The sequence below is a fragment of the Pseudomonas sp. E141 genome, assembly GCF_052659885.1.
Genome location: NZ_CP084024.1, coordinates 1,942,959 through 1,965,504 on the forward strand (window position 1 = coordinate 1,942,959; position 22,546 = coordinate 1,965,504).

General features: G+C 56.7%; 26 protein-coding genes and 3 pseudogenes. 10 read left to right on the forward strand and 19 right to left on the reverse strand.

The genetic code is table 11. The features are described 5' to 3' along the window. Positions 1-110: 110 nt before the first annotated feature. The 3 genes from choX to GKKCFE_RS08805 form a co-directional block, all read right to left on the reverse strand. A complete protein-coding gene (gene choX / locus GKKCFE_RS08795; RefSeq protein WP_321144461.1) occupies positions 111-1,046 on the reverse strand; it encodes a choline ABC transporter substrate-binding protein in 936 nt (311 codons plus the stop codon). A gap of 259 nt (positions 1,047-1,305) precedes the next feature. Further along, positions 1,306-1,914 (reverse strand): HD domain-containing protein, encoded by a 609-nt coding sequence (locus tag GKKCFE_RS08800; protein ID WP_445577742.1) that lies wholly within the window; start codon positions 1,912-1,914, stop codon positions 1,306-1,308. Positions 1,915-1,938: 24 nt separating this feature from the next. Further along, complete coding sequence (locus GKKCFE_RS08805; protein WP_322834478.1) at positions 1,939-3,054, reverse strand: TauD/TfdA family dioxygenase; 1,116 nt, start codon at positions 3,052-3,054, stop codon at positions 1,939-1,941. Positions 3,055-3,143: 89 nt separating this feature from the next. Between GKKCFE_RS08805 and GKKCFE_RS08810 the strand changes: the two genes are divergently transcribed. Together GKKCFE_RS08810 and GKKCFE_RS08815 are read left to right on the forward strand one after the other, a co-directional pair. Beyond that, positions 3,144-4,049, forward strand: a complete 906-nt coding sequence (locus GKKCFE_RS08810; RefSeq protein ID WP_445577743.1) for a LysR family transcriptional regulator — start codon at positions 3,144-3,146, stop codon at positions 4,047-4,049. Between the two features lie 21 nt (positions 4,050-4,070). Continuing rightward, the gene (locus tag GKKCFE_RS08815; protein ID WP_322834479.1) at positions 4,071-4,331 is read left to right on the forward strand and encodes a hypothetical protein; all 261 of its coding nucleotides are present in this window, start codon (positions 4,071-4,073) and stop codon (positions 4,329-4,331) included. A 241-nt stretch (positions 4,332-4,572) separates the two neighbouring features. Here GKKCFE_RS08815 and GKKCFE_RS08820 read toward each other — a convergent pair whose 3' ends face one another. Further along, positions 4,573-4,845 (reverse strand): hypothetical protein, encoded by a 273-nt coding sequence (locus GKKCFE_RS08820; RefSeq protein ID WP_139050611.1) that lies wholly within the window; start codon positions 4,843-4,845, stop codon positions 4,573-4,575. 279 nt (positions 4,846-5,124) lie between these two features. On the opposite strand from GKKCFE_RS08820, the gene GKKCFE_RS08825 reads away from it, so the two are divergent. Further along, complete coding sequence (locus GKKCFE_RS08825) at positions 5,125-5,796, forward strand: DUF2268 domain-containing putative Zn-dependent protease (RefSeq protein WP_445577744.1); 672 nt, start codon at positions 5,125-5,127, stop codon at positions 5,794-5,796. Here the strand turns inward: GKKCFE_RS08825 and GKKCFE_RS08830 are convergent. Further along, on the reverse strand, positions 5,750-6,271 hold the full coding sequence (locus GKKCFE_RS08830; protein WP_445577745.1) for an HIT family protein: 522 nt from the start codon (positions 6,269-6,271) through the stop codon (positions 5,750-5,752). The two genes, GKKCFE_RS08825 and GKKCFE_RS08830, sit on opposite strands and share 47 nt — an antisense overlap. Positions 6,272-6,434: 163 nt before the next feature. Further along, the gene (locus GKKCFE_RS08835; RefSeq protein ID WP_445577746.1) at positions 6,435-7,301 is read right to left on the reverse strand and encodes a LysR substrate-binding domain-containing protein; all 867 of its coding nucleotides are present in this window, start codon (positions 7,299-7,301) and stop codon (positions 6,435-6,437) included. 111 nt (positions 7,302-7,412) lie between these two features. Here GKKCFE_RS08835 and GKKCFE_RS08840 point away from each other — a divergent pair, with 111 nt between their 5' ends. Then, positions 7,413-8,351: a DMT family transporter gene (locus GKKCFE_RS08840; protein ID WP_445577747.1), complete on the forward strand. Its 939-nt coding sequence runs from the start codon at positions 7,413-7,415 to the stop codon at positions 8,349-8,351. Between the two features lie 125 nt (positions 8,352-8,476). Continuing rightward, positions 8,477-9,109, forward strand: coding sequence for a pyridoxamine 5'-phosphate oxidase family protein (locus tag GKKCFE_RS08845; protein ID WP_139050606.1), 633 nt, complete (start codon positions 8,477-8,479; stop codon positions 9,107-9,109). Between the two features lie 58 nt (positions 9,110-9,167). Here the strand turns inward: GKKCFE_RS08845 and GKKCFE_RS08850 are convergent. Next, positions 9,168-9,386: pseudogene (locus GKKCFE_RS08850) on the reverse strand (NmrA/HSCARG family protein); the annotation flags it as partial. Between GKKCFE_RS08850 and GKKCFE_RS08855 the strand changes: the two are divergent. After that, a pseudogene (locus tag GKKCFE_RS08855) lies at positions 9,372-9,598 on the forward strand (multidrug ABC transporter ATP-binding protein); the annotation flags it as partial. The pseudogenes GKKCFE_RS08850 and GKKCFE_RS08855 overlap by 15 nt on opposite strands. Here the strand turns inward: GKKCFE_RS08855 and GKKCFE_RS08860 are convergent. The 6 genes from GKKCFE_RS08860 to GKKCFE_RS08885 form a co-directional block, all read right to left on the reverse strand. Then, positions 9,581-10,423, reverse strand: coding sequence for an oxidoreductase (locus tag GKKCFE_RS08860; RefSeq protein WP_139050605.1), 843 nt, complete (start codon positions 10,421-10,423; stop codon positions 9,581-9,583). The pseudogene GKKCFE_RS08855 and the gene GKKCFE_RS08860 sit on opposite strands and share 18 nt — an antisense overlap. Positions 10,424-10,485: 62 nt before the next feature. After that, positions 10,486-11,196: an SDR family NAD(P)-dependent oxidoreductase gene (locus tag GKKCFE_RS08865; RefSeq protein WP_139050604.1), complete on the reverse strand. Its 711-nt coding sequence runs from the start codon at positions 11,194-11,196 to the stop codon at positions 10,486-10,488. Positions 11,197-11,235: 39 nt separating this feature from the next. After that, positions 11,236-11,892: a DsbA family oxidoreductase gene (locus tag GKKCFE_RS08870; RefSeq protein WP_445577748.1), complete on the reverse strand. Its 657-nt coding sequence runs from the start codon at positions 11,890-11,892 to the stop codon at positions 11,236-11,238. Further along, on the reverse strand, positions 11,889-12,110 hold the full coding sequence (locus GKKCFE_RS08875; RefSeq protein ID WP_139050602.1) for a tautomerase family protein: 222 nt from the start codon (positions 12,108-12,110) through the stop codon (positions 11,889-11,891). Before GKKCFE_RS08875 ends, GKKCFE_RS08870 begins: the two co-directional genes overlap by 4 nt. A 300-nt stretch (positions 12,111-12,410) precedes the next feature. After that, positions 12,411-13,619, reverse strand: coding sequence for an MFS transporter (locus GKKCFE_RS08880; RefSeq protein ID WP_139050601.1), 1,209 nt, complete (start codon positions 13,617-13,619; stop codon positions 12,411-12,413). Positions 13,620-13,631: 12 nt separating this feature from the next. After that, the gene (locus GKKCFE_RS08885; RefSeq protein WP_139050600.1) at positions 13,632-14,258 is read right to left on the reverse strand and encodes an isochorismatase family cysteine hydrolase; all 627 of its coding nucleotides are present in this window, start codon (positions 14,256-14,258) and stop codon (positions 13,632-13,634) included. A 222-nt stretch (positions 14,259-14,480) separates the two neighbouring features. On the opposite strand from GKKCFE_RS08885, the gene GKKCFE_RS08890 reads away from it, so the two are divergent. After that, positions 14,481-14,978, forward strand: a complete 498-nt coding sequence (locus tag GKKCFE_RS08890; RefSeq protein ID WP_171061393.1) for a winged helix-turn-helix transcriptional regulator — start codon at positions 14,481-14,483, stop codon at positions 14,976-14,978. Positions 14,979-15,214: 236 nt separating this feature from the next. On the opposite strand, the gene GKKCFE_RS08895 is transcribed toward GKKCFE_RS08890, so the two are convergent. After that, positions 15,215-16,243: a D-cysteine desulfhydrase family protein gene (locus tag GKKCFE_RS08895; RefSeq protein WP_139050598.1), complete on the reverse strand. Its 1,029-nt coding sequence runs from the start codon at positions 16,241-16,243 to the stop codon at positions 15,215-15,217. A 345-nt stretch (positions 16,244-16,588) separates the two neighbouring features. Between GKKCFE_RS08895 and GKKCFE_RS08900 the strand changes: the two genes are divergently transcribed. Next, positions 16,589-17,512 carry a LysR family transcriptional regulator gene (locus GKKCFE_RS08900; RefSeq protein WP_188252378.1) on the forward strand — a complete coding sequence of 308 codons (924 nt, stop codon included), beginning with the start codon at positions 16,589-16,591 and terminating at the stop codon, positions 17,510-17,512. 61 nt (positions 17,513-17,573) lie between these two features. On the opposite strand, the pseudogene GKKCFE_RS08905 reads toward GKKCFE_RS08900, so the two are convergent. Further along, positions 17,574-17,717 (reverse strand): annotated as a pseudogene (locus GKKCFE_RS08905) (HIT family protein); the annotation flags it as partial. A gap of 355 nt (positions 17,718-18,072) precedes the next feature. Between GKKCFE_RS08905 and GKKCFE_RS08910 the strand changes: the two are divergent. Together GKKCFE_RS08910 and GKKCFE_RS08915 are read left to right on the forward strand one after the other, a co-directional pair. Further along, entirely contained in the window at positions 18,073-18,582 is a 510-nt protein-coding gene (locus tag GKKCFE_RS08910; RefSeq protein WP_139050597.1) for an antitoxin Xre/MbcA/ParS toxin-binding domain-containing protein, read from the forward strand. Beyond that, a complete protein-coding gene (locus GKKCFE_RS08915; protein WP_139050596.1) occupies positions 18,579-19,067 on the forward strand; it encodes an RES family NAD+ phosphorylase in 489 nt (162 codons plus the stop codon). The genes GKKCFE_RS08910 and GKKCFE_RS08915 overlap by 4 nt, the downstream gene beginning before the upstream one ends. A 515-nt stretch (positions 19,068-19,582) precedes the next feature. Here GKKCFE_RS08915 and GKKCFE_RS08920 read toward each other — a convergent pair. From GKKCFE_RS08920 to GKKCFE_RS08935, 4 genes are read right to left on the reverse strand one after another with little or no spacing between them, the layout of a single operon-like run. Then, positions 19,583-20,656 carry a protein-glutamate methylesterase/protein-glutamine glutaminase gene (locus tag GKKCFE_RS08920; RefSeq protein WP_047227664.1) on the reverse strand — a complete coding sequence of 358 codons (1,074 nt, stop codon included), beginning with the start codon at positions 20,654-20,656 and terminating at the stop codon, positions 19,583-19,585. 2 nt (positions 20,657-20,658) lie between these two features. Continuing rightward, entirely contained in the window at positions 20,659-21,156 is a 498-nt protein-coding gene (gene cheD / locus GKKCFE_RS08925; RefSeq protein ID WP_047227663.1) for a chemoreceptor glutamine deamidase CheD, read from the reverse strand. After that, positions 21,153-21,989 carry a CheR family methyltransferase gene (locus tag GKKCFE_RS08930; RefSeq protein ID WP_047227662.1) on the reverse strand — a complete coding sequence of 279 codons (837 nt, stop codon included), beginning with the start codon at positions 21,987-21,989 and terminating at the stop codon, positions 21,153-21,155. The genes cheD and GKKCFE_RS08930 overlap by 4 nt, the downstream gene beginning before the upstream one ends. After that, positions 21,986-22,522, reverse strand: a complete 537-nt coding sequence (locus tag GKKCFE_RS08935; RefSeq protein WP_047227661.1) for a chemotaxis protein CheW — start codon at positions 22,520-22,522, stop codon at positions 21,986-21,988. The genes GKKCFE_RS08930 and GKKCFE_RS08935 overlap by 4 nt, the downstream gene beginning before the upstream one ends. Positions 22,523-22,546 lie beyond the last annotated feature (24 nt).

Consider the following 22,546-nt stretch of genomic DNA (forward strand, 5'->3'; position numbering starts at 1 on the left):
GCACGTTGCGATGAGTAAACGCCTAGCAACTGGCTACATATGGCTCCATCAGCGAGCCTCCAACTGCGGATTTTCGATAAAAAAAGCCGCTTCACTGAAGCGGCTTTTCTTTACTTGGAGATGTTTGCTAATACTGCTGCTTTCGCGTCTCTACCGTCGACGGTAGTCACACCAGCCAGCCAGCTATCCAGAGTCTCAGGATGAGCGGCCAGCCATTTTTTCGCTGCACTCAAAGCGGGCTCCTTTTTGTCGAGGGAGTTCATGATGCTGCTCTCCATGTCGACCGTGAATTTCAGATTGCTGTACAACTTGCCAACGTTACCGCAGCGCTCGGCATAGCCTTTGGATGTGATGGTTTTGACCGTTGCTGCGCCGAAATCGGGACCGAAGGAATCATCACCACCCGTTAGATACACGATGTCCATGTTCACGTTCATTGGGTGAGGCGCCCACGCCAGGAACACAATGGGCTTCTTGCGTTGAATCGAGCGACCTACCTCTTGGATCATGCCTGCTTCACCAGACTCGACCAGTTTGAAATCCTTCAAACCATACGAGTTGTCCTTGATGATCTTCTGCACCAACGTGTTTCCGCCGCTACCAGGCTGGATGCCGTAAATGCGGCCTCCGAGCTGGTCTTTAAATTTCTCTATGTCCTTGAAATCCTTCAACCCCTCATCGGCCAGAAATTTTGGAACTGCGAGTGTGTATTTTGCACCTGTGAGGTTAGGGGTTGGGAGAACGGACAAAGAGTCCTTTAGGGGGGTAATCAGAGGATCCTGAGATGGCGACCAGTAGTTAATGAACGTATCCAGCTTGCCATCGCTAAGAGACTTCAGAACGATTGGCAGTGAAAGCATGCTGTCGTCAAATTTATAGCCCAGGCCTTCGGCAACCACCTGAGTCAATGCGTTTGTCGATATACCATCGAGCCATCCCACGTTCGCCGTCTTGATGACTTGGCAACTGCTGGGTTCTTGAGCCATAACCAACACGCTTTGAGATGCCAAGGTTACCGCGATCACGGTTTTGTAAAACTTGTTCATCCGACTCCCCTCTAGAGTTGCACTAACTCTGTTTGACGTATCTGGATGGCAGACTCAAATTTGCACGTGGCTGACGCTTATGAATTGCGCCTTTCCCGCTTCGATTATCGGCCAATCGCCAGTACGGCATAACCGCGTTTCTATTATGAGGAGCATGCGGTTTTCTTATGGATCAGTAGGGAGGGATCCACCTGGATATGCACGTAATAGCGGCAGCACGCTGCCGCTATTATGCAAATTTGAACCGTAAGTAAAGTGCCTAGGCCACAGGTTGGTCGAGCGCGCTGCGGCCCATAGTCTGGTCACCAACGTACTTTTGATCGAATGCTGGCCGAGTGAAAATCCTCCGAACCATAGGCTCGAAGTGCTCCAAAGGGCGAGTCGGGTAATCAGGGTCAAAGGATGATTGGTCCCACTCCTCACAGAAGCGCACACAACTCTCGTAGTAAGGGTGATCCTTGTACAGATCCCGCTCATTACGATCACCGCCGAAGAAGTGCACGTAGTAGTAGTTCTGGAAGAGGCCGTGATAATTGATGACCCAGGTCACCTCTGGACGAACATAAGGGCGAAGGATGGATGCTGCATACTGGGAGTGGTTGTAGGGGGCGAGCTCGTCGCCTAGGTCATGGATCAGCGCTGCAACCACCATCTCTTCATCTGCACCAGCGTCCTCAGCTCTACATGCGGTCTGAAGCGAATGAGCGAGCCTGCTCACCTTGTAACCGCTTAGAGAGTGTTCCAGATCCCGCAGGCATTTGAGGAGCCGGTCAGGAAGCTCTTTTGCGAAATCAGTTTCCAGCTGGGTCAGCATTTCATATTCGGCTTTGGTGCCGTCTTTCATCTGGGTAAAATCTACGGTTTCCATCATCAGTCCTCAGGCTTTCGAATCTTATTGAGCTTTCAAGCTTCTTTTCATGGCTTTGTAGATGCCTTTGGGGCCATCCATATCCATGTAGCAACCTTGCAGATGACGGCGACCTTCATTGGTATCAAAGCTCGTCCGGCCATGGAGGACACGCGTGTTATTGAACATTTGCAGCTCGCCCTTCTCCAGCTTGAAACGTCGCTCAAATGCCGGATCCACAAAGAGCTCGCCCATGCGACGACGTGCACGGTGGAATACGGCCACGTCGTGTTCATTCAGCAACGGTAGATAGTCGAGGCGTGGGCTATAGCTGACACCTGTCATTCGGCCCAGCGCGTCGGTCATGATGATTGGCCGCCGCTCAATCAGCTCAACGTCGTTATCGACGTGGCGGTAACGCACAGGCACGTTGGCCAGCAGTTCGAAGCCTTCGGGATCTTCCAATTTAAGCTGCTCTGCGACCGCGAGACTGTCAACGAGTGTAGAGAGCCCCCCCGATGTTTCGTTGATCAGGCAGTGCAAAAGCTGGATGCCAGGCATCGGATCGCGATAAGGGTTATCGGTATGAGGATCGAGGTGAATTGAGCGATAGGCCAGGTCATTGGAGTTCGGCCGGGAGTACACCTCGAAGTACTTGCCGAAATTGGTTTCGCGCACCTGGCCAAAGACTCTGCCTACATCCAGAACTGACTCGGCTTCGGTAGGCACGTTCTGGATAACGACAACCCCATAGGTCAAAAACTTGCTGAATGCCTCCAATCGATAATCGAAGTCGGTCAGTCGGTTGAAGTCGATGTAGATGAGTTGGGTGTCAATGTTGCTCTTCCAACTGATGGGCGTTGGCAGGCCATCCAACGGATCGAAGTCGGCACGAAACTCCGTGAGGTCATACAGCCCCGCATAACCATCACTGAATGACAGCCATGCCTGATCTACGCCTTTGGCCTCTGCTTCAACCAGAGTGATGCCGTCAGGAAGGTTATGCGGGTTAAACAGTCTTTGCTGAGTAGTGACATCAAGACTGACAGCGTCCTGGCAGCGCTCCCGCAACCACAGAGGCGCTAGCACAATGGTTTCCCCTGGCAACTGTGCGATCACGGATGCCGGTTGTTGCTTGATTTCAAAAGTGACCTGTACCATGAGAACCTCCAAATAGGTGGTCTCAGTATCCTTACGTGCTCAGGGGATAAACACCCGCAATCCCCTTATTAGAGGTATGCATAAACGTTATGGAGCCGAGCGAACAGGACCTCCCGCCACTTAAATCTTTGGTCGCCTTTGAGGCCACAATCCGCTTGGGTTCGATGACGGCCGCAGCTGTTGAATTGGGCACTACTCAACCGGCGATTTCTCAGCGGATTCGCACCTTGGAGGAGTCGCTTGGGTGTGTACTCTTCGAACGTAACGGTAAGCTGTTGCGACCCACCTATGAGGGTCAGCAGATTTATTCAGGCCTAGCATCCCCGGTGAGTGAAATTAAGGCAGCGGTCAAGCGCATGCGTCGCCATTTCAACAAGCAGAAACCTACCATCTCGATCGCTGCGAATTTTGGATTCTGCTATTTCTGGCTTATGCCGAAATTGCCTGCGCTCCAGGGCCAGTTCCCCCAGATCCAATTCAAGATTCGCCCAGTAAACCTTGACGATGATCCGATGCTTCAAGATGCCGATATCGCCATTCAGTTTGGATCCCTCGACGGTGACTTCCGATTTGAAAAGCTACTGATCCCCGAGACGGTATTCCCAGTGTGCAGTCCAGATCTGGCTGAAAAACTGGGGCTACTGGAAGGTAAGAAAATAAGCAGTATCGAGGATCTACCGCTGCTTCATAAGGACAGCGATGACTCCCGGTGGCTGGATTGGCATCACTGGTGCCTGCACGCGAAGATCACTCCGCCAGAGGAAGCGCCAGTTTTTTGCTTCAATAACTATCCGTTGCTGCTGACCGCTGCGCAGGAGGGTCAAGGTATCGCCTTGGGCTGGGCTGGGCTGATCGAAGAGCAGATCAAGGCGGGCAAATTGATCGCTCTCGGGCCTTCAGTAGACCGGCCTCACCGGGGTTACATTGTGAGATCGAACTATCACGAGACACTTCTGGTGAGGGATGTCCTTCAGTGGCTGATTGCGGCAAGCTGACCTTGAAGCCTGCGCCGTTGAATGTCCGCCAAATCCGTTTCCGCTGCTGAAAATCGTGCTGGCGAGGTATTAGATTTACTCGATGCCGATCCCGCCAGGGATCAGACTCGTCTATCTGGCGAGCTTTCTCGCCTAAATGGGTGTCCGGTTTCATTAAACCAATACAGTAGATCTTTAGCCCGGCCGGCTTTCATCATCGCTTTGATCAACTTGATTTTTTCCACAGTTTCAACCGTTCCCGAGAGTGGTTTGTTGAGTTTTTTGATTGAAACCTGTCGATGATCTCTTCTAGTAGATCACATCCATGAACGATACCTTGTCCGCTCCCGAGGTGAACGACAGTCTGCTCTTGGCCGAATGCAGACCTTGACCAACGTCTGCACATAGCCATTCTCTGCCAATCATAGGTGGTCAAATCCGATGTAAATGGCAGGTAAGGTCGAATGCATGCCACGGGGGAAGTCCGTGCAGAACTCATCGGCCAGCTAAGCAGAAACGGGCGCTTTAAGCGCCCGAAACTCTGTCAATGTTCAACCTGCGCCTGAAGCCGTCGACCAATCACTTCCAGCAAATCACACCCATCACGCAACGGAATTACCAGAAGTTGCGCCAAGTCCGAAAGCACCACTGTTTCGCTGGCGATCTCGGATCGGAACGCGATGTTTTCCAGTACTTGAGTCACCACACGGATGCGGTAATCAGCGGTTGCGTGCAAGACGTCCAGCGGGGCTTGAGTATCGATGAGTAGAGAGGCAGGCGTGCAGTCGATGCCGGTAATGGGGATGTATCTTTGCATGGGATTGCTCCGATCAGGTTAAAGGGCTGATCCGATTCACAGGTCGCCAAACCTGATCGCCATTCTGGGCGACGGAATGACTATAGGTTTCCCCGCGCTCGACGGACAAGGCTCCGGGTTCCGAGAGCTTTGTAGGAATCGCGATAGTTTTTTGCCAGAGAGGGCCTACAGACAGAGGGGCGGTCGAATCTATCGACACTGGACAGCTGCCCTAGGGAAATTTACTGTCGCGAGCGGCATGGATCTATCGAGCCAGTACTGTGATTAAAGGAGAGGGTTATGGAGAAATGGACGCTGCACTGGCTGGAAGCCTCGGGGAGCCTGGCCGAGTTTCGCCGCGAGCTGACTGATGAATTTGATGCGGCGTACGAGGCCGTTGCTCGCCTGATGCCCCCGCCGAGGCTCGATGTTCTGATTCAGAGGCTACCGGGCGAAACCATTCCGGAAATGGGTCTGGTAGGGCGGGCGTATCGCAGTTCCATGTTTTCCATGACCCTTGATCCCGATAATCCCAATTTCCTTTCCAGCCTACGCACCGGCGCGTTGCGTCGACATGTTATTCATGAGGTTCATCATTGCCTGCGCATGGGCGGTCCTGGCTATGGTTGGACTTTGGGCGAGGCTCTGGTCAGCGAAGGGCTTGCCGGTCAATTTGTTCGGCATTTGCTCGGTAGCGATCCGGAGCCTTGGGAACGTGCCATAGCGTTGGCTGATCTTTCAAACTCACCGGTCGGACTCCAGGCTCTCGAATCAAGGTATTACGATCACAACGAGTGGTTCTTTGGTTTCGGCGACAAGCCCAAATGGCTCGGTTACGCGTTGGGTTATCAAATGGCCGGACGCTGGCTTGCGTCGCGGGGGGAGGTTGATGTTTCAACCTGGGTCAACGTACCAGCAGCAGACATCATGGCCATTGCGCTGGAGGAAGGTTTGGTGTCGGCCGAGTCTTGAACGCCTCCCGCAACCGTTCAATTACCTGGCTGATCGAAGGCCCTTGGATTGCCGGCGGCGTAGGGCTCTCGCCGAATTCACGCCAAATGAACAACGTCAGCTCTGCGCCATCGGTCAATGTTTGGGCATTCTCTTGGGTACCAAACGTCTCCAGCAGCCTGTACCGCGTATCTTTCCAAAACAGTTCCTCGACCCAGTCGTAAACCGGGATGAAATGGAAGTGGATGGGGTAGCGGGAATCGTGGCCGAATCGGCTGATATAAAGCCATTTTGGGTTCAGTTGTGTTTCGAGAGTGCGCTGGATGTTTGCCATCAGACCACCCAGCTCTGCGAGCGCCGCGTCCGGCAATTGTGCCAATGAGTTTACGTGAACCTTGGAACCGAGCATGAGGTAGCCGGGCAGGGCGGATGCCAAGTGGTGGTTGACGATCCAATGGGTGGTTTCATGGAGGGCGAATCGTGGTGCTAATTCCAAAATAGACTCCCTGTCATCGTTCGGTTTGGGCTTACATGCGACTAAAGCTTACATCTCGGTTTACCAGTCGATCACCTACAACATTCTTGGGACTGCTTCGCCGCCCAGCGGTGCGGTACGACGTTTCGCTAAATCTCCTCGCCACAATGGAAGAGCGGTGCAGCTAGCCTTCGAACTCCGTTTGCAGCATCGCCAAAAACGCCTCCCTGGCAGGATGCCGACCGGTGTTTTCATGCCAATAAAAAAGGTTATCGATCCCCGCCAGCTCGGGAAATTCATACCCCGTACAACCAGCCCCCTGGCGGTATTGCTCATAGATCCCACGGGGCACCAGCGAGACACCTGCACCTGCACTGACGCAGCCGACGATGGCGCCGTAGCTGGCGATGCTGATGATCGGCTGCGTTTGCTCATGGCGTAGCAGCCATTGCTCCAGCGCCAAGCGGTACGGACAGCCCGTGGGCCACATGAAGATCGCTTTGCCTCGCAAATCTGCCGCGCTGCGCAGTGGGCCGTGAGACTCGGAGGCGATGAGCACCAGATCTTCGCGGTACATCACGGCTCGCTTGAGTCCAGGTCGCTCCATGTCCACCGCTACGATCACGCCATCGAGCCGGTGATGCTGGACATCGTCCAGCAGCTGAGCCCAGGTGCCCGTGCTCAGTTCCAGGGATACTTGCGGGTACTGCGCGTGGTATTTAGCCAGCAACTGGGGCAGACGCCCCGTGGCGCTGGACTCGATCGCGCCAATGCGCAACGGGCCGCTCGGCGCGCTGTCAGGGGCTATTGCGCGGCGGGCTTCTTCTGTCAGGTTCAGTATTTTTGTCGTGTATTCGAGAAACACTTCGCCCGCCGGGCTGACTCGCAGTCCGCGACCTTCGCGGAAGAACAACGGCGTGCCGAGCTCCCGTTCCAGGGACTTGAGGCGTGCGGTGATGTTGGACGGCACGCAGTGCAGCACTTCAGCGGCACGGGCGATGCTGCCGGTGTCGCAGACCGTCTTGAGCATGCGCAGTTGGGACAGTTCCATAGCTCACCCAAAGTGAATGGTGGGTTGAGTTTAAGTCACTTGTGCTGATGTGGGGTGGTTTCGATACTTCGAGGCAAATCGGCAGACGCTCAATGGGGCAGGGACTTCTAAATGGAAACGCGTTGTGTGTCGTTCGACGGTTCCTCCAGCAAACCCGGTGCGAGAATTATCCTCGCGACGACGTTCGTGATTTTTTGCTGGGCCTATTCTCCGATTGGCATTCGCATCGGCTTGCAGGCTTACGATCCGGGTCACTTGGCGCTGATGCGGTTTCTCATCGCTTCGGTGTTCATGGCCCTGGTCGCGATGGTCAAGGGTATTTCCCGGCCGCGTCTCAGGGACCTGCCATTGCTGGCGGTGCTGGGTTTCTTCGCTGTGAGCTTGCACCACATTGCGCTTAATTACGGTCAGCGTGGCGTCAGTGCCGGGGCCGCCAGTGTGCTCGCCCAGTCCACGCCTTTGTTCAGCGCTTTACTCGCACATTTTTTCTTCAAGGACAGAGTCAGTGGTTGGCAGTGGGGGTGCGTAGTGTGCGGCTTGTTTGGCGCTGCCGTGGTCGTGGCGGGGGATCGTGGCTTGGGTGATATGAACGCCCATGGACTATTGATCCTGCTGGCGGCGCTGTCCTGGAGTCTGTATTTCTCTCTCCAGAAACGTCATGCCTATCGATACGATGGATTGACCATGGTTTGCTACACCGTCTGGTCGGGCACAGTCCTGCTATTTATTTTCGCGCCGGGCCTGCTAATTGAAGCACAACACGCTTCTGTTTCGGTGAACCTGGCGGTGCTGATATTGGGTATTTTTCCCAGCGCGCTGGCGTACCTCGCATGGGCTTACGTGCTGGCGCATAGCAATGTAAGCCGCGCCTCCATGGCGCTTTACCTGATACCGCCCACCGCGATGTTGATGGCTTCTTTGGTGCTGGCCGAGCGCCCGTCAGTGATGGTCATTATTGGGGCTGTTATCGTGTTGGTGAGTGTGTTTGCGTTAAATCTAGAGCCGGTAAAAGCTGCCGTTCCGGTTGCAAGCTCTAAACCCAAGGCATAACCGAGCGATGAATAATCCCGCAAACCTGCTCCTGGCCAAACCTACCGCTGCTCACTTGGTCGGAACGGGTGAGCAGGAAGCGATCAACTGAATGTGATTTTTAGACATCTACAAAGGAGATGAGCATGGAACGCGACAACGACAGCAGCGCCTACATCACGACCACACAAGCGCTGGAAAGCCTTTACGGCCCCGTCGCGGCGCCCTCGATCCTCAAGGAAGTCGATCATATCCATCCGGTTTACCAGCCCTTCATAGAGGCTGCCTCCTTTGTGATCCTCGCTTCCTCAGGCCCCGGAGGGCTGGATGCCTCACCGAGGGGCGACGCGACCGGGTTCGTTCATGTCCACGACAGCAAGACCCTGTATTTACCCGACCGCCGCGGCAACAACCGCATCGATTCGCTGCGCAACATCGTTGAGGACCCCCGGGTTGCGCTGCTCTTTCTCGTGCCTGGCATAGGGGAAACCTTGCGCGTGAACGGCACAGCCAGGATATCGGTCGAGCCAGCACTGCTGGCTCGGTTCGCGGTAAATGGGCAGCTTCCTCGAACGGTGCTGGAGATCACCGTAGCCAGCGTTTATTTCCAGTGCAGCAGGGCTGTGATCAGGGCGGGGCTGTGGGATGTGACGCGGCAGATCGAACGCAGCGCACTGCCCACGGCAGGCGAGGTATTCAAACGTATCTGCCCCTCGAAAGTAGATGGCGACGCTTACGACAAGGCCCTGTCAGGGCGCATTGCGAGCACACTTTACTGAGGAGTTCGCCGCGCCAGGGGGCAATTGGCTAATCCACCCCCTTTTTTGCCGTAGCCGCTTAAACCCCGGCAACGGCCTCGCGCACGAAGTCTTCATAGGTGCGTAGCGGGTGGCCGATGAGGGTCTGGAGCCTGTCAGGTCGCAATAACTCCGCCACGGCGACGTCAGCGATGTCGCGTGCATCAATCATCGACACTCCCGCCGAACCGATTGGCATCGGGTAGAACGAGAGGTTCTGAATCGCTTGTTGGACCATGGGCTCGTTCTGCATGAAGTAGCCCCGATCCTGCTGCTTGACGAGGCCACCAGTGCGTGGGGTTCAGAGGTCGAAGTAGCCATCCAGGAAAGCCTCGATGAAATGGCAAGACCGTGATCGCCATCGCCCATCGGCTGTCCACGATTGCGGCGATGGACATGCTCATCGTCATGGACGATGGACGCATCGTCGAACAAGGCACCCGCACCGAATTGTCAGTCAAAGTCAGTTGATTCTGAAAGACGCTCCCAGGCGGCTATTTCCGTTTGAAGACGCGCGATTTTTTCGCGCACCAGTCTCAACGCATCCTGACCGAGCAATAGATGAATGGGAGGCTTCTCAGCAGCCACCAGAGCCAATAAGGCCTGCGCCGCCTTGTGCGGATCGCCCGTCTGTTTGCCACTTTTCTCTTCACGCGTCTTGCGAAGCGGATCGAACACAGAGTCGTAGTCACTCAAGGTGCGAACTGAACGGATCATCGAGCGCCCCGCCCATTCGGTACGAAACGAGCCTGGGGCCATGGCAGTCACATGGATACCCAAGTGTTCCACTTCTTTGGCCAGTGCTTCGCTGATGCCTTCAAGGGCGAATTTGCTACCGCTGTAGTAGGCGATGCCCGGTAAGGTGATAAAACCGGCCATGGAGGTGATGTTGACAATATGTCCGTTGCGCCGCTCACGCATACCTGGCAGAACCGCCTTGATCATTGCCACCGCGCCGAACACGTTGGTGGCGAACTGGCGTTGCATCTCCGTTAGCGGTGACTCCTCAAGAATTCCCTCATGGCCATAACCCGCGTTGTTCACCAACACGTCTATCCGGCCCACATTTCCTAGGATCTCAGCCACCAGCGGCTCTATCGCCTGGTAATCGGTGACGTCGAGCACGACGGCCTTGGCGCGATCGGTGTCTAGCGCTTCGAACGCAGTACGCTCGGACTCACGCCGTACCGTACCAACCACAGTATGTCCCGCTGCTAGCACTGCTTGAGAAAAGGCCAGGCCGAAGCCTGAACTCACCCCGGTGATCAGAAAAATCTTGTGAACGTGGGTGTTCATGGTGCGCTCTCCGAGGAAAACGCCGTCGGTATTGATCGACGGCGGTGCGAATAGGTCAGTCTTCAGTGCCCCGCGCTCTGACCGCCATCGACGTGGAGGATTTCACCCGTAACAAAGTTGGCGCTCTCTAGATACACTACCGCCTGCGCAATGTCGCTGATCTCGCCCATGTGTCCGATCGGGTGCAAACTTCCAAGTGCGTCGTGGGTTTCTTCGCCGTGCATCGGTGTTTTGATGATGCCTGGGGAGACCGCGTTCACACGGATGCCGCGCTTGGCGTATTCGATGGCCAGGGATTTGGTCGCCGCGTTCAGCCCACCTTTGGTCAGCGAAGCCAGGACCGACGGTACACCGTCGATGGCATGATCGACCAAGCTGGTGGTGATGTTGACGATGTGCCCTTTGCCTTGTTTCTCCATCTCGGTGATCGCGAGTTGGCTGATATAGAAGAAGCCGTTCAGATTCACCGCCAGCACATTGGCGTAGTCTTCAGCGCTATAAGAGGTAAACGGTTTGGCAATGAATATACCGGCATTATTGACCAGAGTGTCGATGCGGCCAAAACGTGCAATCGTTTCACTGATGACTTGTTGAGCAACAGCCGGGTCGCTGATGTCGCCCGCCACGGTGAGGATGTCAGGGTCGGTGGAGGGTTTGATTGAGCGCGAGGTGGCAACCACCCGGTAATCGAGATCACGGAAGGCCTTAGCTATACCCGCGCCGAGACCTTGAGATGCGCCAGTAATAACAATGACTTTTTTCGAATTGCCCATGATGGACCTCTACTAGATATATGGGTTGAAAGGGACTAATCAGGCTTGGGCGGGTGCCTGCGCCATGTGTCTCAGAATTTTTTCGTAGTCCTCGATCGATTGCGCGCCGGACACCAGCTGACGACCGTCGAGGATCATGGCCGGAACCGAAGTGATGCCGCGCTGGCGGTAAAACTTTTCAAGCTCAAGCACCTCCTTGGCAAACACTTCTGACGCCAATACCTCAAGTGCACGGGCCGAATTCAACCCCGCGTTAGCGGCTAGACGCACCAGCGTCTGACGATCGCTTGGGTTCTGACCGTCGGTGAAATAAGCAGCAAACAGGACCTTCTTGAGCTCGATCTGCCGCCCCTCCTGCAACGCCCAGTACAACAATCGGTGAGCATCGAAGGTGTTGTAGAAGTGGCTACGCTTCTCCAGATCGAACCGGAATCCAATGGCCTGACCGCGGGCAATCACCATCTGGTTTCTCGCTGTGACTTCCTCAGCACTGCGTCCGTATTTACGTATCATGTGCTGGACCGCGTCCTCGCCTTCGGCCGGCATGTCCGGGTTCAACTCGAAAGGCTTGTAGGTCAGTTCCACCGACACTTCACCTGCCACGTTTTTGATCGCTTGCTCCAGCGCCGTTGCGCCCAGTGCGCACCAAGGACAGACCACGTCAGAGACGAAATCGATGCTGACGGTGGAAGTCATGACTTAACCTCCGCTTCAACTAGTTGCTTTCGGTATTGGGTGGTGGTGATGCCTGCGTAACCCCAGTTATCGGTGTCGACTTCTTCAATCACGATATGGGTCAGGTCAGGGCGTTTGTTAAGGACGCGCTCCAGTGTTTCTGTGATTTCGGCAATCACCTGAGCTTTCTGCTCGGAAGTGATGCCGTCGCGGGTAATGCGGACGCTGACGAAAGGCATAACTACTCTCCAGTGGCCGCCCATCAACAGGATGGGCTAGGCAATGGATTGCAATTTAAGCCTTAACTATTTCGCAATAAATGCGTGTTATAGAATATAACTAGTAACATGATGTAATGAGTTTGAATGAGAGCCTGTCCGAAATGCTTGCCAGGTTCGTCAGCGCATATTCGGCAAGCAACTCGGTATGTGAATCGGCATTAGTAAGGGCGGTCGCGCCGTCGTCCGGCGTGGGATCCCAGAGAGTGCGATACCGTTGCCGCCTGTCCTTTTGTTTTAAGCGCATAGTGAGCAGTTGGCTCACGAGCGAGCCTCTGCGGGCGTTGAGCTCGGCTCACGGGGAGAAAGAACATTGATCACCGTGGCCCCAAGAGCAAGCAAGGTGCCAACTACGGCAAGACCTATCCAGCCAGACTGGTGCACTCCGTAGTTCCCTAGTGCAGCACCGACGGCTCCGCCCAGGAAGTACGCTCCCATGAACACGGTATTGAGTCGGCTTCGGGCCTCAGGGCGTAAGGTGAATACGCGTGCCTGGTTGGCAATCAGGCCGGCACGATTGCCAAAGTCGAGCAGCACCATGCCGACGATCAGGGAGCCGAGGCTTTGTCCGCCTGCAGCGATGAACGCAAATCCCACAGTGAGGGCTACCGCCCCGGCGAGAACCATGGTGCGTGCGCCCAGGCGATCAGCCAGGACACCGATACATGGCGACAGGGCAATGCCCAGCAATGCGACCAGACCAAACAAGCCGATGGTGGCAGAGTCGAACTCGTAAGGTGGCTGTGCCAGCAGCGCGGCGAGGCTGGCCCATAGCGCGCTGAACCCAGCGAACGTCATAAGCCCGCCCGCTGCGCAGTAGCGCAATACTCGTTCCTCAAGGACCAAGCTGCCCAGCGACCGCATGAGCCCGGCATATGGGATAGCGGTCAAGTTCGCGGTAGCGGGCAGGCTCCTGGCAACAATTATCAGCAGTAGTACATCGGTGAGCGAAGCCATTATGAAGACGACTCGCCATCCGGTGTATGCACCGACTACCCCTCCTATTGTGCGTGCCAGCAGAAGGCCTGCCGAGAGACCACTGAGCAGGCCGCCGACTATCCGCCCGCGTTCAGTCAGTGTGGCCAATCCCGAGAGTACTGGAATGATGATCTGTGCGGTAATAGCGGTCACGCCAACCACGACGCAGCTCACGCACAGCAGCGTGAAGCTCGGCGCGGCGGCGCAGACGATCAAAGCAACGGCATTCACAGCAATGGCCAGCAGCGCGATCTGGCGTGGCTGCCGGCAATCGGCGAGTGGCACGATTAGCAGCAGGCCCGCCGCATAGCCGAGCTGTGTCAACGTGGCGATCAGGCCAGCGTGTGTTGGCGCCAAGCCAAACGACGCAGCTATCTGGGGCAGCAATGGCTGATGATAGTAGATTGTCGATACGGCAAGGGCGCAGCAGAAGGCCATCAGGGCGACAAGGCGACTGGAGATTGCTTGCGGGGCTGCGGATGAGACAGGCATGGCGTGGCCCCTTTACTGCTTTAGTAGGGCCAGTAGAAGCCCTTGAGTGTCGACGATACTGTGGGCAAAAGTCGGCCCGTTCAGTTCGTGCGCCGCGTGCATCATTTCCTTGTTGAATGCCGCTGTCGCATCGCGTACCAGAGTGACGTGATAGCCGAGCTCCATGGCGAAGCGCGCCGTCGATTCGATACAAGTGTTTGCCAGCAGACCAACAACGATCACATGCGTGATGCCTTGCTGCTTGAGCCGGAAGTCGAGGTCGGTATTGGCGAACCCACTCTGACCCCAGTGCTCCTGGATGATGATGTCGCCCTGTTGCGGTACGAAGTCGGGATGCCATTCACCGCCCCAGGTACCTTTGGCGAAGGTATGGCGTTGCTGGATCAAGCGTTGGGTCGGGTTGGGGTGATCCCAGTGATCGTAGTCGCCGACCTGCCAGCGCCGATGCGGTACGTAGAACACCTGGAAGCTGTGTTCCCGAGCGGCGGCGAGGCAGGTGCGTAGGTTGTCGAGCAGATGAACGTCATCCGCGACGCCTTTCAGCATGGGGAACAGCTTACCGCCCTCGGACAGGAAATCGTTATAGGGATCGACTAGTAGCAGGCCGGTTCGCGCAGGGGAATACACAGGATGAGTCATGGCAGTGTTCCAGTTGAAAGGATGTTGGAGTGAGAGGTTTTTTGCCTGCACGGACATCTGCTTCAATTTGCCCTTGCGGCGGCGTGAACCTCAGTATGACTCATGAGACTATGAAAAACATAGTAACAGCGGATTTATCGGTCTCATATCTGGTTTCTTGAGGCTTGGCAGGCGTGACAGTGTTACTGTGAAAAACATAGTTATAGTGGGACAAACAGCGTGATGACGATGCAGGACAAGACGAATAGTACGGTGTGCCCGGTTGCACGCTCGGTGGATGTGGTAGGTGACAAATGGACGATTCTGGTTCTTCGCGAGCTGTACATGGGCGCGACACGCTTCGAGGAAATGCAGATCCAGACCGGGGCTACGCCGCAGATGCTGACCTCGCGCCTGAAAGCGCTGGAAGCCGACGGTCTGGTCGAACGTCGGCCTTACAGCGAAAAGCCGCTGCGCTACGAATACCACCTCACCGGCAAGGGAGGGGACTTCTATCCGGTGATTTACGCGTTGCGAGCCTGGGGCGAAAAGTGGTGCAAGAATGGGGATGAGGGATTAGCAGTACGTTTCGTGCATCGCGATTGTGGTCATGACGTTGGAGTGGCCAACGTTTGCCCTCACTGTGGCGTCTCCGTGGAACGCAAGGACCTCGAAGCGTCGATAAGCAATCGCTTCCTTGGCGAACGCGAGGCTCGTTGGAAGGCCTTCAAGCGAAAGTAGCTGACCCTGGCAGACTGGCGACTATTTTGACTATACCAGCGGCTACACTTGGCAGATTTTGTTGAATAAATAGCGATCACCTGAATTCGCCATCGGCCCCATCTACGCTAGCTGCGAACGAATGTTCCGCCCGGATCTGTAGGGTTTGTATCTAACAGGCTCTCCAGATCCTCGGGGTGTAGTCGATGAAGGGCTTGGGCAGGATGACGCCAGCATGTTAACTGGGGCGATGCTTGTCAGCTGTAGGCGGTTCTATAGGCAAAGATCCCAGGTAATCCACCAGTCATGATGAACAGCAGGTTGCTGCCGGCAGAGTGATCACCACGGGTGACGGATTCCAGCAAACCCGCGAAGGCCTTGCCACCATAGACTGGGTCGATTAGCAGCCCCTCCTGGGAAGCAAGGATTCTGGTTGCCGCCAGCATGCTATCGGTCGGGGCGCCGTAAGCACTTCCTCGTTGAGAGTCGTCGATTTGCAGCGCCTCAGTGGGCAACACCGCAGTGCTACCAAGTAGCTTCAGGACGGCCTGGGTTTTTTCCCGCGTCACGTCAAGCGTTGGCCCCACCGGGCCTAGCACGGAATAGCCCTGCACCTGGGTTGATGAGCCGGCGATAGTGAGCCCTGCCAACAGGCCTGAGTGGGTGCCGCTGCTGCCATTGGGAATAATGATCCGCTCGAACTGCAGGCCAAAGGTGTCGGCCTGCCCGAGAATCTCGGCGGCGCAAGCCGCATAGCCCAGGCTCCCGCGCGCACTGGAGCCACCGAGAGGCATTACGAAGGTCCTGCGGCCTTGGCGCTGCAATTGCTCGACCAACTCCAGCGCGTAGGGTTCGGCAGCCTCCCCCACGGGCAGTTGATGGACGCCGGCGCCGAACAGTGTATCGAGCAGCACGTTGCCGTTCAGTCGGTAGTCTTCATCGTCGCGGATTGGCGATTGGGTCAGAATCAGCTCGCAGGCGAGGCCGTGGCGGGCGGCGACTGCAGCGGTCAGTCGGGCATGATTGGATTGCAGCCCGCCCCAGGTCACCAAGGTATCTGCTCCAGCAGCGATTGCCTCACCTAGCAGAAACTCGAGCTTGCGCAGTTTGTTGCCACCACCGCCCAATCCGGTGAGGTCGTCTCGTTTTACGTAGAGGTTGCACCCCCTCATCGTTGGCAGGGCACTGAGCCGTGACAGTTTCTGGATCGGGGTTGCGCTTTCCAGCAGAGCGATTCGCGGATAGGCAGACAGAGCCGTTCGTAAGTGTTCAATGTCGAGTCGCATGTGAGCATTCCTCGCAGGTAGCAAAAGAGAAGTACCGCAGCCGTAACGGCCTTCGGGAAGGACTCGTCAGACTCGGGAAACCCGGTAATTTCTGATCGTTTTCACGTCCGCATTGGTTCAGCGGCATGTGCGAGGTGGCGTTGCAGACCCTTGCCGCTGGCCCAGCGAGACAATGCACCATATTCGCAAGAAGCTTGATCAGCACCTGCCCACCAGCCGAAACAACTCATGCCATGAGGCCGACTCCGGCAAGTACCTGTTCGTCGTAGTTGGAGGAACTATATTTGTACTAGGAGTTTAGATAAATGTAGGATTTTACACTTCAGTTGATACTTGGTGTAACTAATGGTCAAGCGCCACTTTGATGACCTTCAGCTTGGCAGCATCGAGCTTTTTTGCCTCGCCGCTGAAGAGGGGAGTTTTACTGCAGCAGCGCTTTGCGCTGGCGTCACCCCAGCGGCGGTGAGTCGTTCGATATCGCGGATGGAAGAGCGTCTTGCGACACGTCTGTTCGTGCGAACGACGCGCAGTATTAGATTGACGGAAAGCGGTCGTGCTTACTTTGAGCAGTGTCGCGAGGCGTTGGCCCAATTGGTGGAGGCTGAGCGTGAAGTGATGGGCAAACAGCTCGAACCGACGGGAGAGTTGCGCATCAGCATTCCTACAACCTACGGCCACCACCGAATCCTCCCGTTGTTGCCGCGTTTCAGGGAGCGTCACCCGGGAGTGAACATCGACATCCACCTGAGCAACAGAAATATAGATTTCGTGGGGGAGGGCTATGATCTGGCAATTCGGGTGCGAGCTCAGCCCGACTCTACGCTCATTGCGCGCCATCTTGAAGATGCCCGGTTGGTCGTGGTGGCAACACCGGAGTATCTGACTCGGAATGGTATCCCGTCGAGCCTGGAAGACCTCGAGAACTGCGAGTGCATCCAGTTCGAATTGCCCAGTAGTGGCCGGCGTATTCCTTGGCTATTTAGCGAGAATGGCAAGGAACGCGAGATCCTGGCCACCGGTAATTATTGTTGCTCCGACGATGTTCTCGGCGGCGTGACCTTGGCCAAGAACGGCGCAGGCCTGTTCCAGACCTATCGCTTTATCGTCGAGCGAGAACTGGAGGAGGGCAGTCTAGTCGAGGTTCTCCAGGTGTTCGGTGGTCGGTCCCGACCCTTTACTCTGCTGTATCCGCACGGTCGTCACGTTCCGCTGCGCGTGCGTGCCTTTATCGATTTCCTGATGGAGTGCAAGAACCAATGGAATGTTTGACTACTGGCAAAGGAGAGGGTTATGGAGAAGTGGACGCTGCACTGACTGGATGCCTCGGGGAGCTCAGCTCTGCGCCATCGGTCAATGTTAGGGCATTCTCTTGAGTGCCAAACGTCTCCAGCAGCCTATACCGCGCATCTTTCCAAAACAGTTCCTCGACCCAGTCGTAAACCGGGATGAAATGGAAGTGGATGGGGTAGCGGGGATCGGGGCAGCGAACGGGGCAAAAGCCAGCTGATTCTGTAGTGGTTGTAGGCAATGACGTCGGATGTTGTCGCCGCATGGGCCGTCATTGAATAGCGTCTTACGACCAATGATCACGTTGGGATAAATCGAGGAAGTCTCTGACAACTTTTTAGGGTTGGCCTTGGGAAGCACCGCACTTACGATCTGACGTTGTCGCTGCGCTCGGTGTGGAATCCGGCACGCTCAGCTTCGTTTTATATCGTGAGGACAGATCGATGCCTGAAACCTTATACGCAAAGGCTGACAAACGGAGTTTTCGCTGTGACGACATTTGGCGCTATGATTGCGTCAAATGTCGCACTGAGGTCAACGTCATGTCCGAAGCCAAACAAGCAGACAAACCCGCCGTCAAATCCACGGCGAAAACTGGGGCGGGGACGAGGGTAACAGACGTCGCCAGAAAGCCAACGGAGGTGCTGCTGCATGGCCGCAAAGGTGATGAGCGCTTGCTGATCATCCGGTACACGCAGGAGGGCTTTTACCTGAGCGACGTCAAGGACATGCTTTCCACGTCCGCTCTGTACATGGAGCACGACCTGGTTCAGCGCATCACTGGAAGGTCCGTCAGAACCGTCCAGCGTCTGGCGAAGGAGACCAAGCCGATACGCCTGAACCAGCAGCAGAGTACGGTGGCTTTTCAGTATGCCCAGACCCTGGAGCACGCTACCAATGTCTTTGGTAGCCAGTCGTTGGCTGAGGACTGGCTGAAGAAACCCTGCAAATACCTGGACGGTTATGTGCCATTGGAGCTAATCGACAGTTCACTGGGTTTTCAGGTGCTGGAGGATTACCTGACCCGGATTGAGCACGGGGTTTATCAATGAATCCTCTGCCCTGGGATGGACGGTGGCACGCCTGGCGTCTTGACCGCGAGGTCTACAAGCAGACGTGGGACAGCGGCATTGGCGCGCAACGAACCGGTGGGCGTTGGAATCCCCCCGGGCGGCGGGTCATCTATGCTTCGGCTGACCCGTCTACGGCTATTCTGGAGGTCGCGGCCCATCTGGGATTCGACGCGTTAGACCGGGTACCTTACCTACTGACATGTTTTGAAGTGCTGGATCCGGCGCTTATCAAAGTGGTTCAGGCCGAAGACGTGCCGAACCCGAACTGGCTTGTTCCGGCTCGACCCTCGCCCAACCAGCAGCAGTTTGCTGAAGAGCTGCTGGCGCAGCATCCCTTCGTGCTGATTCCATCGGCGGTGACTCAGCATTCCTGGAATCTGCTGGTGAGCTGCGATTTGGCGGCGGATCGGTTCAGGCTTGTTTCCCAGGAGCGGTTCGGACTGGATACCCGGTTGGTTAAGTAGCAAAAAGGTTTCCCTACGAAACTCATTGGCTGTGCAATACGTCCCCAGTGGCGCAGCATTCACCGACTCTTAGTGCCTTGTATGCTGATCCGCATTTTCTCGCGACACCTGACTCTGTAATGAACCCAATCCCCACCCCAGAATAGCGTTGCGGTTTGCCTGGCAGACGGCCCGTGTACTGCAAACTTTTCTATCGGGTGGGCTCATGACGAAGATGGCGATTTTTTTGGGTGGTTTTTTGGCACTGACCCTTTTGATTGGCGTGCTGGCGACGATTTCGCCGGTGTAGACACAAGCCCGCAGACAAGGTGGCCCTGTAGCAAAGGAATGCTTCAGCGGAATACTGAAGCAAACCCGGTCGCTTTTTGTGGCGAGGGGATTTATCCCCGTTGTGGGAGCAAAGCTTGCTCGCGAAGTAGGCGCCTCGGTTGCTGAAAGATTGTATCGCCTGCATCGCGGGCAAGCCTTGCTCCCACAATGAGTTCTGTGTGGATCGGGGGAGCAGTCCTTAGCGCCTACCGATGCAAAATCACCTGCGCAATCTCCTGCAACCCCATCACCCGCTGCGCGGCGTTGAGTTTGATGGCTTCCTTGGGCATGCCGAAGACCACGCAGCTGGCTTCGTCCTGGGCCACGGTGCTGCTGCCGGCGTCGAGCATTTCTTTCAGGCCGCGGGCGCCGTCGTCGCCCATGCCGGTCATGATGATGCCGGTGGCGTTGCGGCCGGCGAATTTGGCTACTGAGCGAAACAGCACGTCCACCGATGGGCGGTGGCGGTTGACCAGGGGGCCATCCACCACTTGTACGTGATAGAACGCGCCGCTGCGGGTCACCATCATGTGTTTGCCGCCTGGGGCGATGAGGGCCAGGCCTGGGTGGATGCGGTCGTTGTTGCGGGCTTCGCGCACTTCGATCTGGCACAGGCTGTTGAGTCGGGCGGCAAACGAGGCGGTGAATTTTTCCGGCATGTGCTGGACGATGACGATCCCAGGGCACACCCGTGGCAAGGCGGTCAGCACCGCCTCCAGGGCCTGGGTGCCGCCGGTGGACGTGCCGAGGGCGACGATGCGTTCGGTGGTCTGGGCCATGGCATGGCCGTTGGCGGCTGGCAGCATGGCATCGGCAGTGAGTTTGGTGGCTGGGGTCAGCGGCGCCGGGGCAGGGCGCCGGCCCAGGTTTTTGACGTTGACCTGGGCGGCGGCGCGAATAGCCGATATCAGCTCCGGTGCCGACTCCAGCAGGAAATTCTTCAAGCCGCTGGTGGGCTTGGTGATGATTTCCACCGCGCCGGCGGCCATGGCTTGCAAGGTGGTTTCGGCGCCCCTGGGCGTCAGGGACGAGCAGATCACCACCGGTGTGGGACGCTCGCTCATGATTTTCTTCAGGAAGGTGATGCCGTCCATGCGCGGCATCTCCACATCCAGCACGATCACGTCGGGCCACTCCCGGGCCAGTTTGTCCATGGCGAAAATCGGATCGGACGCCGCACCCATCACATGGATGTCCGGCGTGTCGCTGAGGATCGCCAGCAGTACCTGGCGAACCACGGCAGAGTCATCCACCAGCAGTACATTTATCTTTTTTGACATGGTTAATGCCGGGTCCTTATCGGTTGATGCCTGACCCACACGTCGCCGCTGCACAGGTCAAAGATGATGCTTCGGTAGCCCGTGCTGCCCATGTCCTGGGCGATCAGGTCCAGGCGGTACAGCGCGGCCATTTCCAGCGCTGCGTTGACGTTCATCCGCGCCACGTCGCCGAACGGCACCTGGCGTTGCAGCTCCGGGAACATTTCGCCGCCGCCGAACAGCTTGAGTTGGTAATCCTCGGGTTCGGTGCGATGGGCCTTTGCCTGGCGGACGAACAGTTCGATGGCTTCGTCGGCGTACATGCCGTTCAGCGCCGTGGAGCAGCGCGCCCGGCTGGGCAACATGTAATGGCACATGCCGCCGATCTTGCGCTCCGGATGCCACAGGGTGACGGCCACGCAAGAGCCGAGAATGGTGCGCAGGCGAGTCGGGCTGGTGGCGAAACGAAACTCGCCGGGCGCCAGATACACCTCGGGCATTTGCTTGAGCGCGGCGCTCATGGCTTGCGATAAATCGAAGGTGCCACCAGTTTCAACGCATCGGATACGCCGTTGAGGCTTTCGGAGTGGCTCACGATGAAATACCCGCCGGACTTGAGCCGTGGGAGCAATCGGGCGACCACTTTGCTTTTGGTGGGTTGGTCGAAATAGATCATGACGTTGCGCAGGAAAATGACATCGAACTCGCCCAGCTCCGGCAAGGTGTCGTTGAGGTTGACCTGGATGAAGTTGACCCGGCTGCGCAACGCCCGGTCGATGAGGAATGTGCCTTGCTGGCTGCCGGTGCCCTTCAGGCAATATTTCACCAGCAACGGTTGGGGCAGGGTACGGGCGCGTTCCATGGGGTAATGTCCGGAACGGGCCTTGGCCAGTACCTGGCTGCTGATGTCTGAACCGATGATTTCCCAAGGTGTGGTGCCCAGTCCTTCGGCCAGGGTCATGGCCAGGCTGTAGGGCTCTTCACCCGAGGAACTGGCGGCGCTCCACAGGCGAAAGGTTTTACCCGGCGTTGCATGGGGCAGCACATGTTCGCGCAGGAAATCGAAGTGCTTGGGCTCGCGGAAAAAGTAGGTTTCGTTGGTGGTGAGCAGGTCCAGCGCCACCTGCAATTCCTCGGTGCGCTGGCCGCTCATGATCAGCTTGAAATACTCGCCATAACTGCCCAGCTCATAGTGCTTGAGGCGCTTGAACAACCGCCCGGCCACCAAGGCCTTCTTGGCCGGTGACAGGTTGATGCCCGCGGCTTGATACAGCCAGGCTTGAAACTGGCTGAACTCACGGTCATTGAGCGCCAATGAGTTCACAGTGCGTTCCTTGCAGGTGTCTGCGTTCATTGGTTTTCAGCTTCCAGCGCGGCAGGGCTGGCCTGGGCCAGCTGCGACATTTCATCGATGGACAGCACTCGGTCCACCTCCAGTACGATCACGAACTTGCCGTCGACCTTGGCCATGCCGCTGATGAAATCGGCGCGGATCTTCGCCCCGAAACTCGGTGGCGGTTCGATCTGCGAAGCTGGGATCTCCAGCACCGCCGATACCGTGTCCACCAGCAGGCCGATGTCCTGGGCGGGGCCGTCCTCGGTGTTGGCCTCGATGATCACCACGCACGAACGCCGGGTGATCGCCGAGTTCTGTCGGCCGAACCGGGCCGACAGGTCCACCACCGGCACGACCGCGCCGCGCAGGTTGATCACCCCGCGTACGAAGGCCGGCATCATCGGCACCACCGTCAGGTTGCCGTACTCGATGATTTCCTTGATGCACAGGATGCCGATGGCAAACATCTCCGTGCCGAGCATAAACGTCAGGTATTGCGCTTCTTCCTCAACCGCGATGGCGGCTTGACGTGTGGTCGCGATGGCGCCCATGCCTTTTCTCCTTTTAAGCGAAGC

What these genes read in the sequence shown, in the direction of transcription:
- GKKCFE_RS08845 (WP_139050606.1), top strand. Translation starts at nt 8,477, where the DNA reads ATGGAACGCGACAACGACAGCAGCGCCTACATCACGACCACACAAGCG.
- GKKCFE_RS08870 (WP_445577748.1), bottom strand. Translation starts at nt 11,892, where the DNA reads ATGACTTCCACCGTCAGCATCGATTTCGTCTCTGACGTGGTCTGTCCT.
- GKKCFE_RS08810 (WP_445577743.1), top strand. Translation starts at nt 3,144, where the DNA reads ATGGAGCCGAGCGAACAGGACCTCCCGCCACTTAAATCTTTGGTCGCC.
- GKKCFE_RS08805 (WP_322834478.1), bottom strand. Translation starts at nt 3,054, where the DNA reads ATGGTACAGGTCACTTTTGAAATCAAGCAACAACCGGCATCCGTGATC.
- choX (WP_321144461.1), bottom strand. Translation starts at nt 1,046, where the DNA reads ATGAACAAGTTTTACAAAACCGTGATCGCGGTAACCTTGGCATCTCAA.
- GKKCFE_RS08800 (WP_445577742.1), bottom strand. Translation starts at nt 1,914, where the DNA reads ATGGAAACCGTAGATTTTACCCAGATGAAAGACGGCACCAAAGCCGAA.
- GKKCFE_RS08880 (WP_139050601.1), bottom strand. Translation starts at nt 13,619, where the DNA reads ATGCCTGTCTCATCCGCAGCCCCGCAAGCAATCTCCAGTCGCCTTGTC.
- GKKCFE_RS08835 (WP_445577746.1), bottom strand. Translation starts at nt 7,301, where the DNA reads ATGGAACTGTCCCAACTGCGCATGCTCAAGACGGTCTGCGACACCGGC.
- GKKCFE_RS08825 (WP_445577744.1), top strand. Translation starts at nt 5,125, where the DNA reads ATGGAGAAATGGACGCTGCACTGGCTGGAAGCCTCGGGGAGCCTGGCC.
- GKKCFE_RS08860 (WP_139050605.1), bottom strand. Translation starts at nt 10,423, where the DNA reads ATGAACACCCACGTTCACAAGATTTTTCTGATCACCGGGGTGAGTTCA.
- cheD (WP_047227663.1), bottom strand. Translation starts at nt 21,156, where the DNA reads ATGAGCGCCGCGCTCAAGCAAATGCCCGAGGTGTATCTGGCGCCCGGC.
- GKKCFE_RS08815 (WP_322834479.1), top strand. Translation starts at nt 4,071, where the DNA reads ATGTCCGCCAAATCCGTTTCCGCTGCTGAAAATCGTGCTGGCGAGGTA.
- GKKCFE_RS08930 (WP_047227662.1), bottom strand. Translation starts at nt 21,989, where the DNA reads ATGAACGCAGACACCTGCAAGGAACGCACTGTGAACTCATTGGCGCTC.
- GKKCFE_RS08895 (WP_139050598.1), bottom strand. Translation starts at nt 16,243, where the DNA reads ATGCGACTCGACATTGAACACTTACGAACGGCTCTGTCTGCCTATCCG.
- GKKCFE_RS08840 (WP_445577747.1), top strand. Translation starts at nt 7,413, where the DNA reads ATGGAAACGCGTTGTGTGTCGTTCGACGGTTCCTCCAGCAAACCCGGT.
- GKKCFE_RS08890 (WP_171061393.1), top strand. Translation starts at nt 14,481, where the DNA reads ATGACGATGCAGGACAAGACGAATAGTACGGTGTGCCCGGTTGCACGC.
- GKKCFE_RS08910 (WP_139050597.1), top strand. Translation starts at nt 18,073, where the DNA reads ATGTCCGAAGCCAAACAAGCAGACAAACCCGCCGTCAAATCCACGGCG.
- GKKCFE_RS08935 (WP_047227661.1), bottom strand. Translation starts at nt 22,522, where the DNA reads ATGGGCGCCATCGCGACCACACGTCAAGCCGCCATCGCGGTTGAGGAA.
- GKKCFE_RS08900 (WP_188252378.1), top strand. Translation starts at nt 16,589, where the DNA reads ATGGTCAAGCGCCACTTTGATGACCTTCAGCTTGGCAGCATCGAGCTT.
- GKKCFE_RS08820 (WP_139050611.1), bottom strand. Translation starts at nt 4,845, where the DNA reads ATGCAAAGATACATCCCCATTACCGGCATCGACTGCACGCCTGCCTCT.
- GKKCFE_RS08865 (WP_139050604.1), bottom strand. Translation starts at nt 11,196, where the DNA reads ATGGGCAATTCGAAAAAAGTCATTGTTATTACTGGCGCATCTCAAGGT.
- GKKCFE_RS08915 (WP_139050596.1), top strand. Translation starts at nt 18,579, where the DNA reads ATGAATCCTCTGCCCTGGGATGGACGGTGGCACGCCTGGCGTCTTGAC.
- GKKCFE_RS08885 (WP_139050600.1), bottom strand. Translation starts at nt 14,258, where the DNA reads ATGACTCATCCTGTGTATTCCCCTGCGCGAACCGGCCTGCTACTAGTC.
- GKKCFE_RS08920 (WP_047227664.1), bottom strand. Translation starts at nt 20,656, where the DNA reads ATGTCAAAAAAGATAAATGTACTGCTGGTGGATGACTCTGCCGTGGTT.
- GKKCFE_RS08875 (WP_139050602.1), bottom strand. Translation starts at nt 12,110, where the DNA reads ATGCCTTTCGTCAGCGTCCGCATTACCCGCGACGGCATCACTTCCGAG.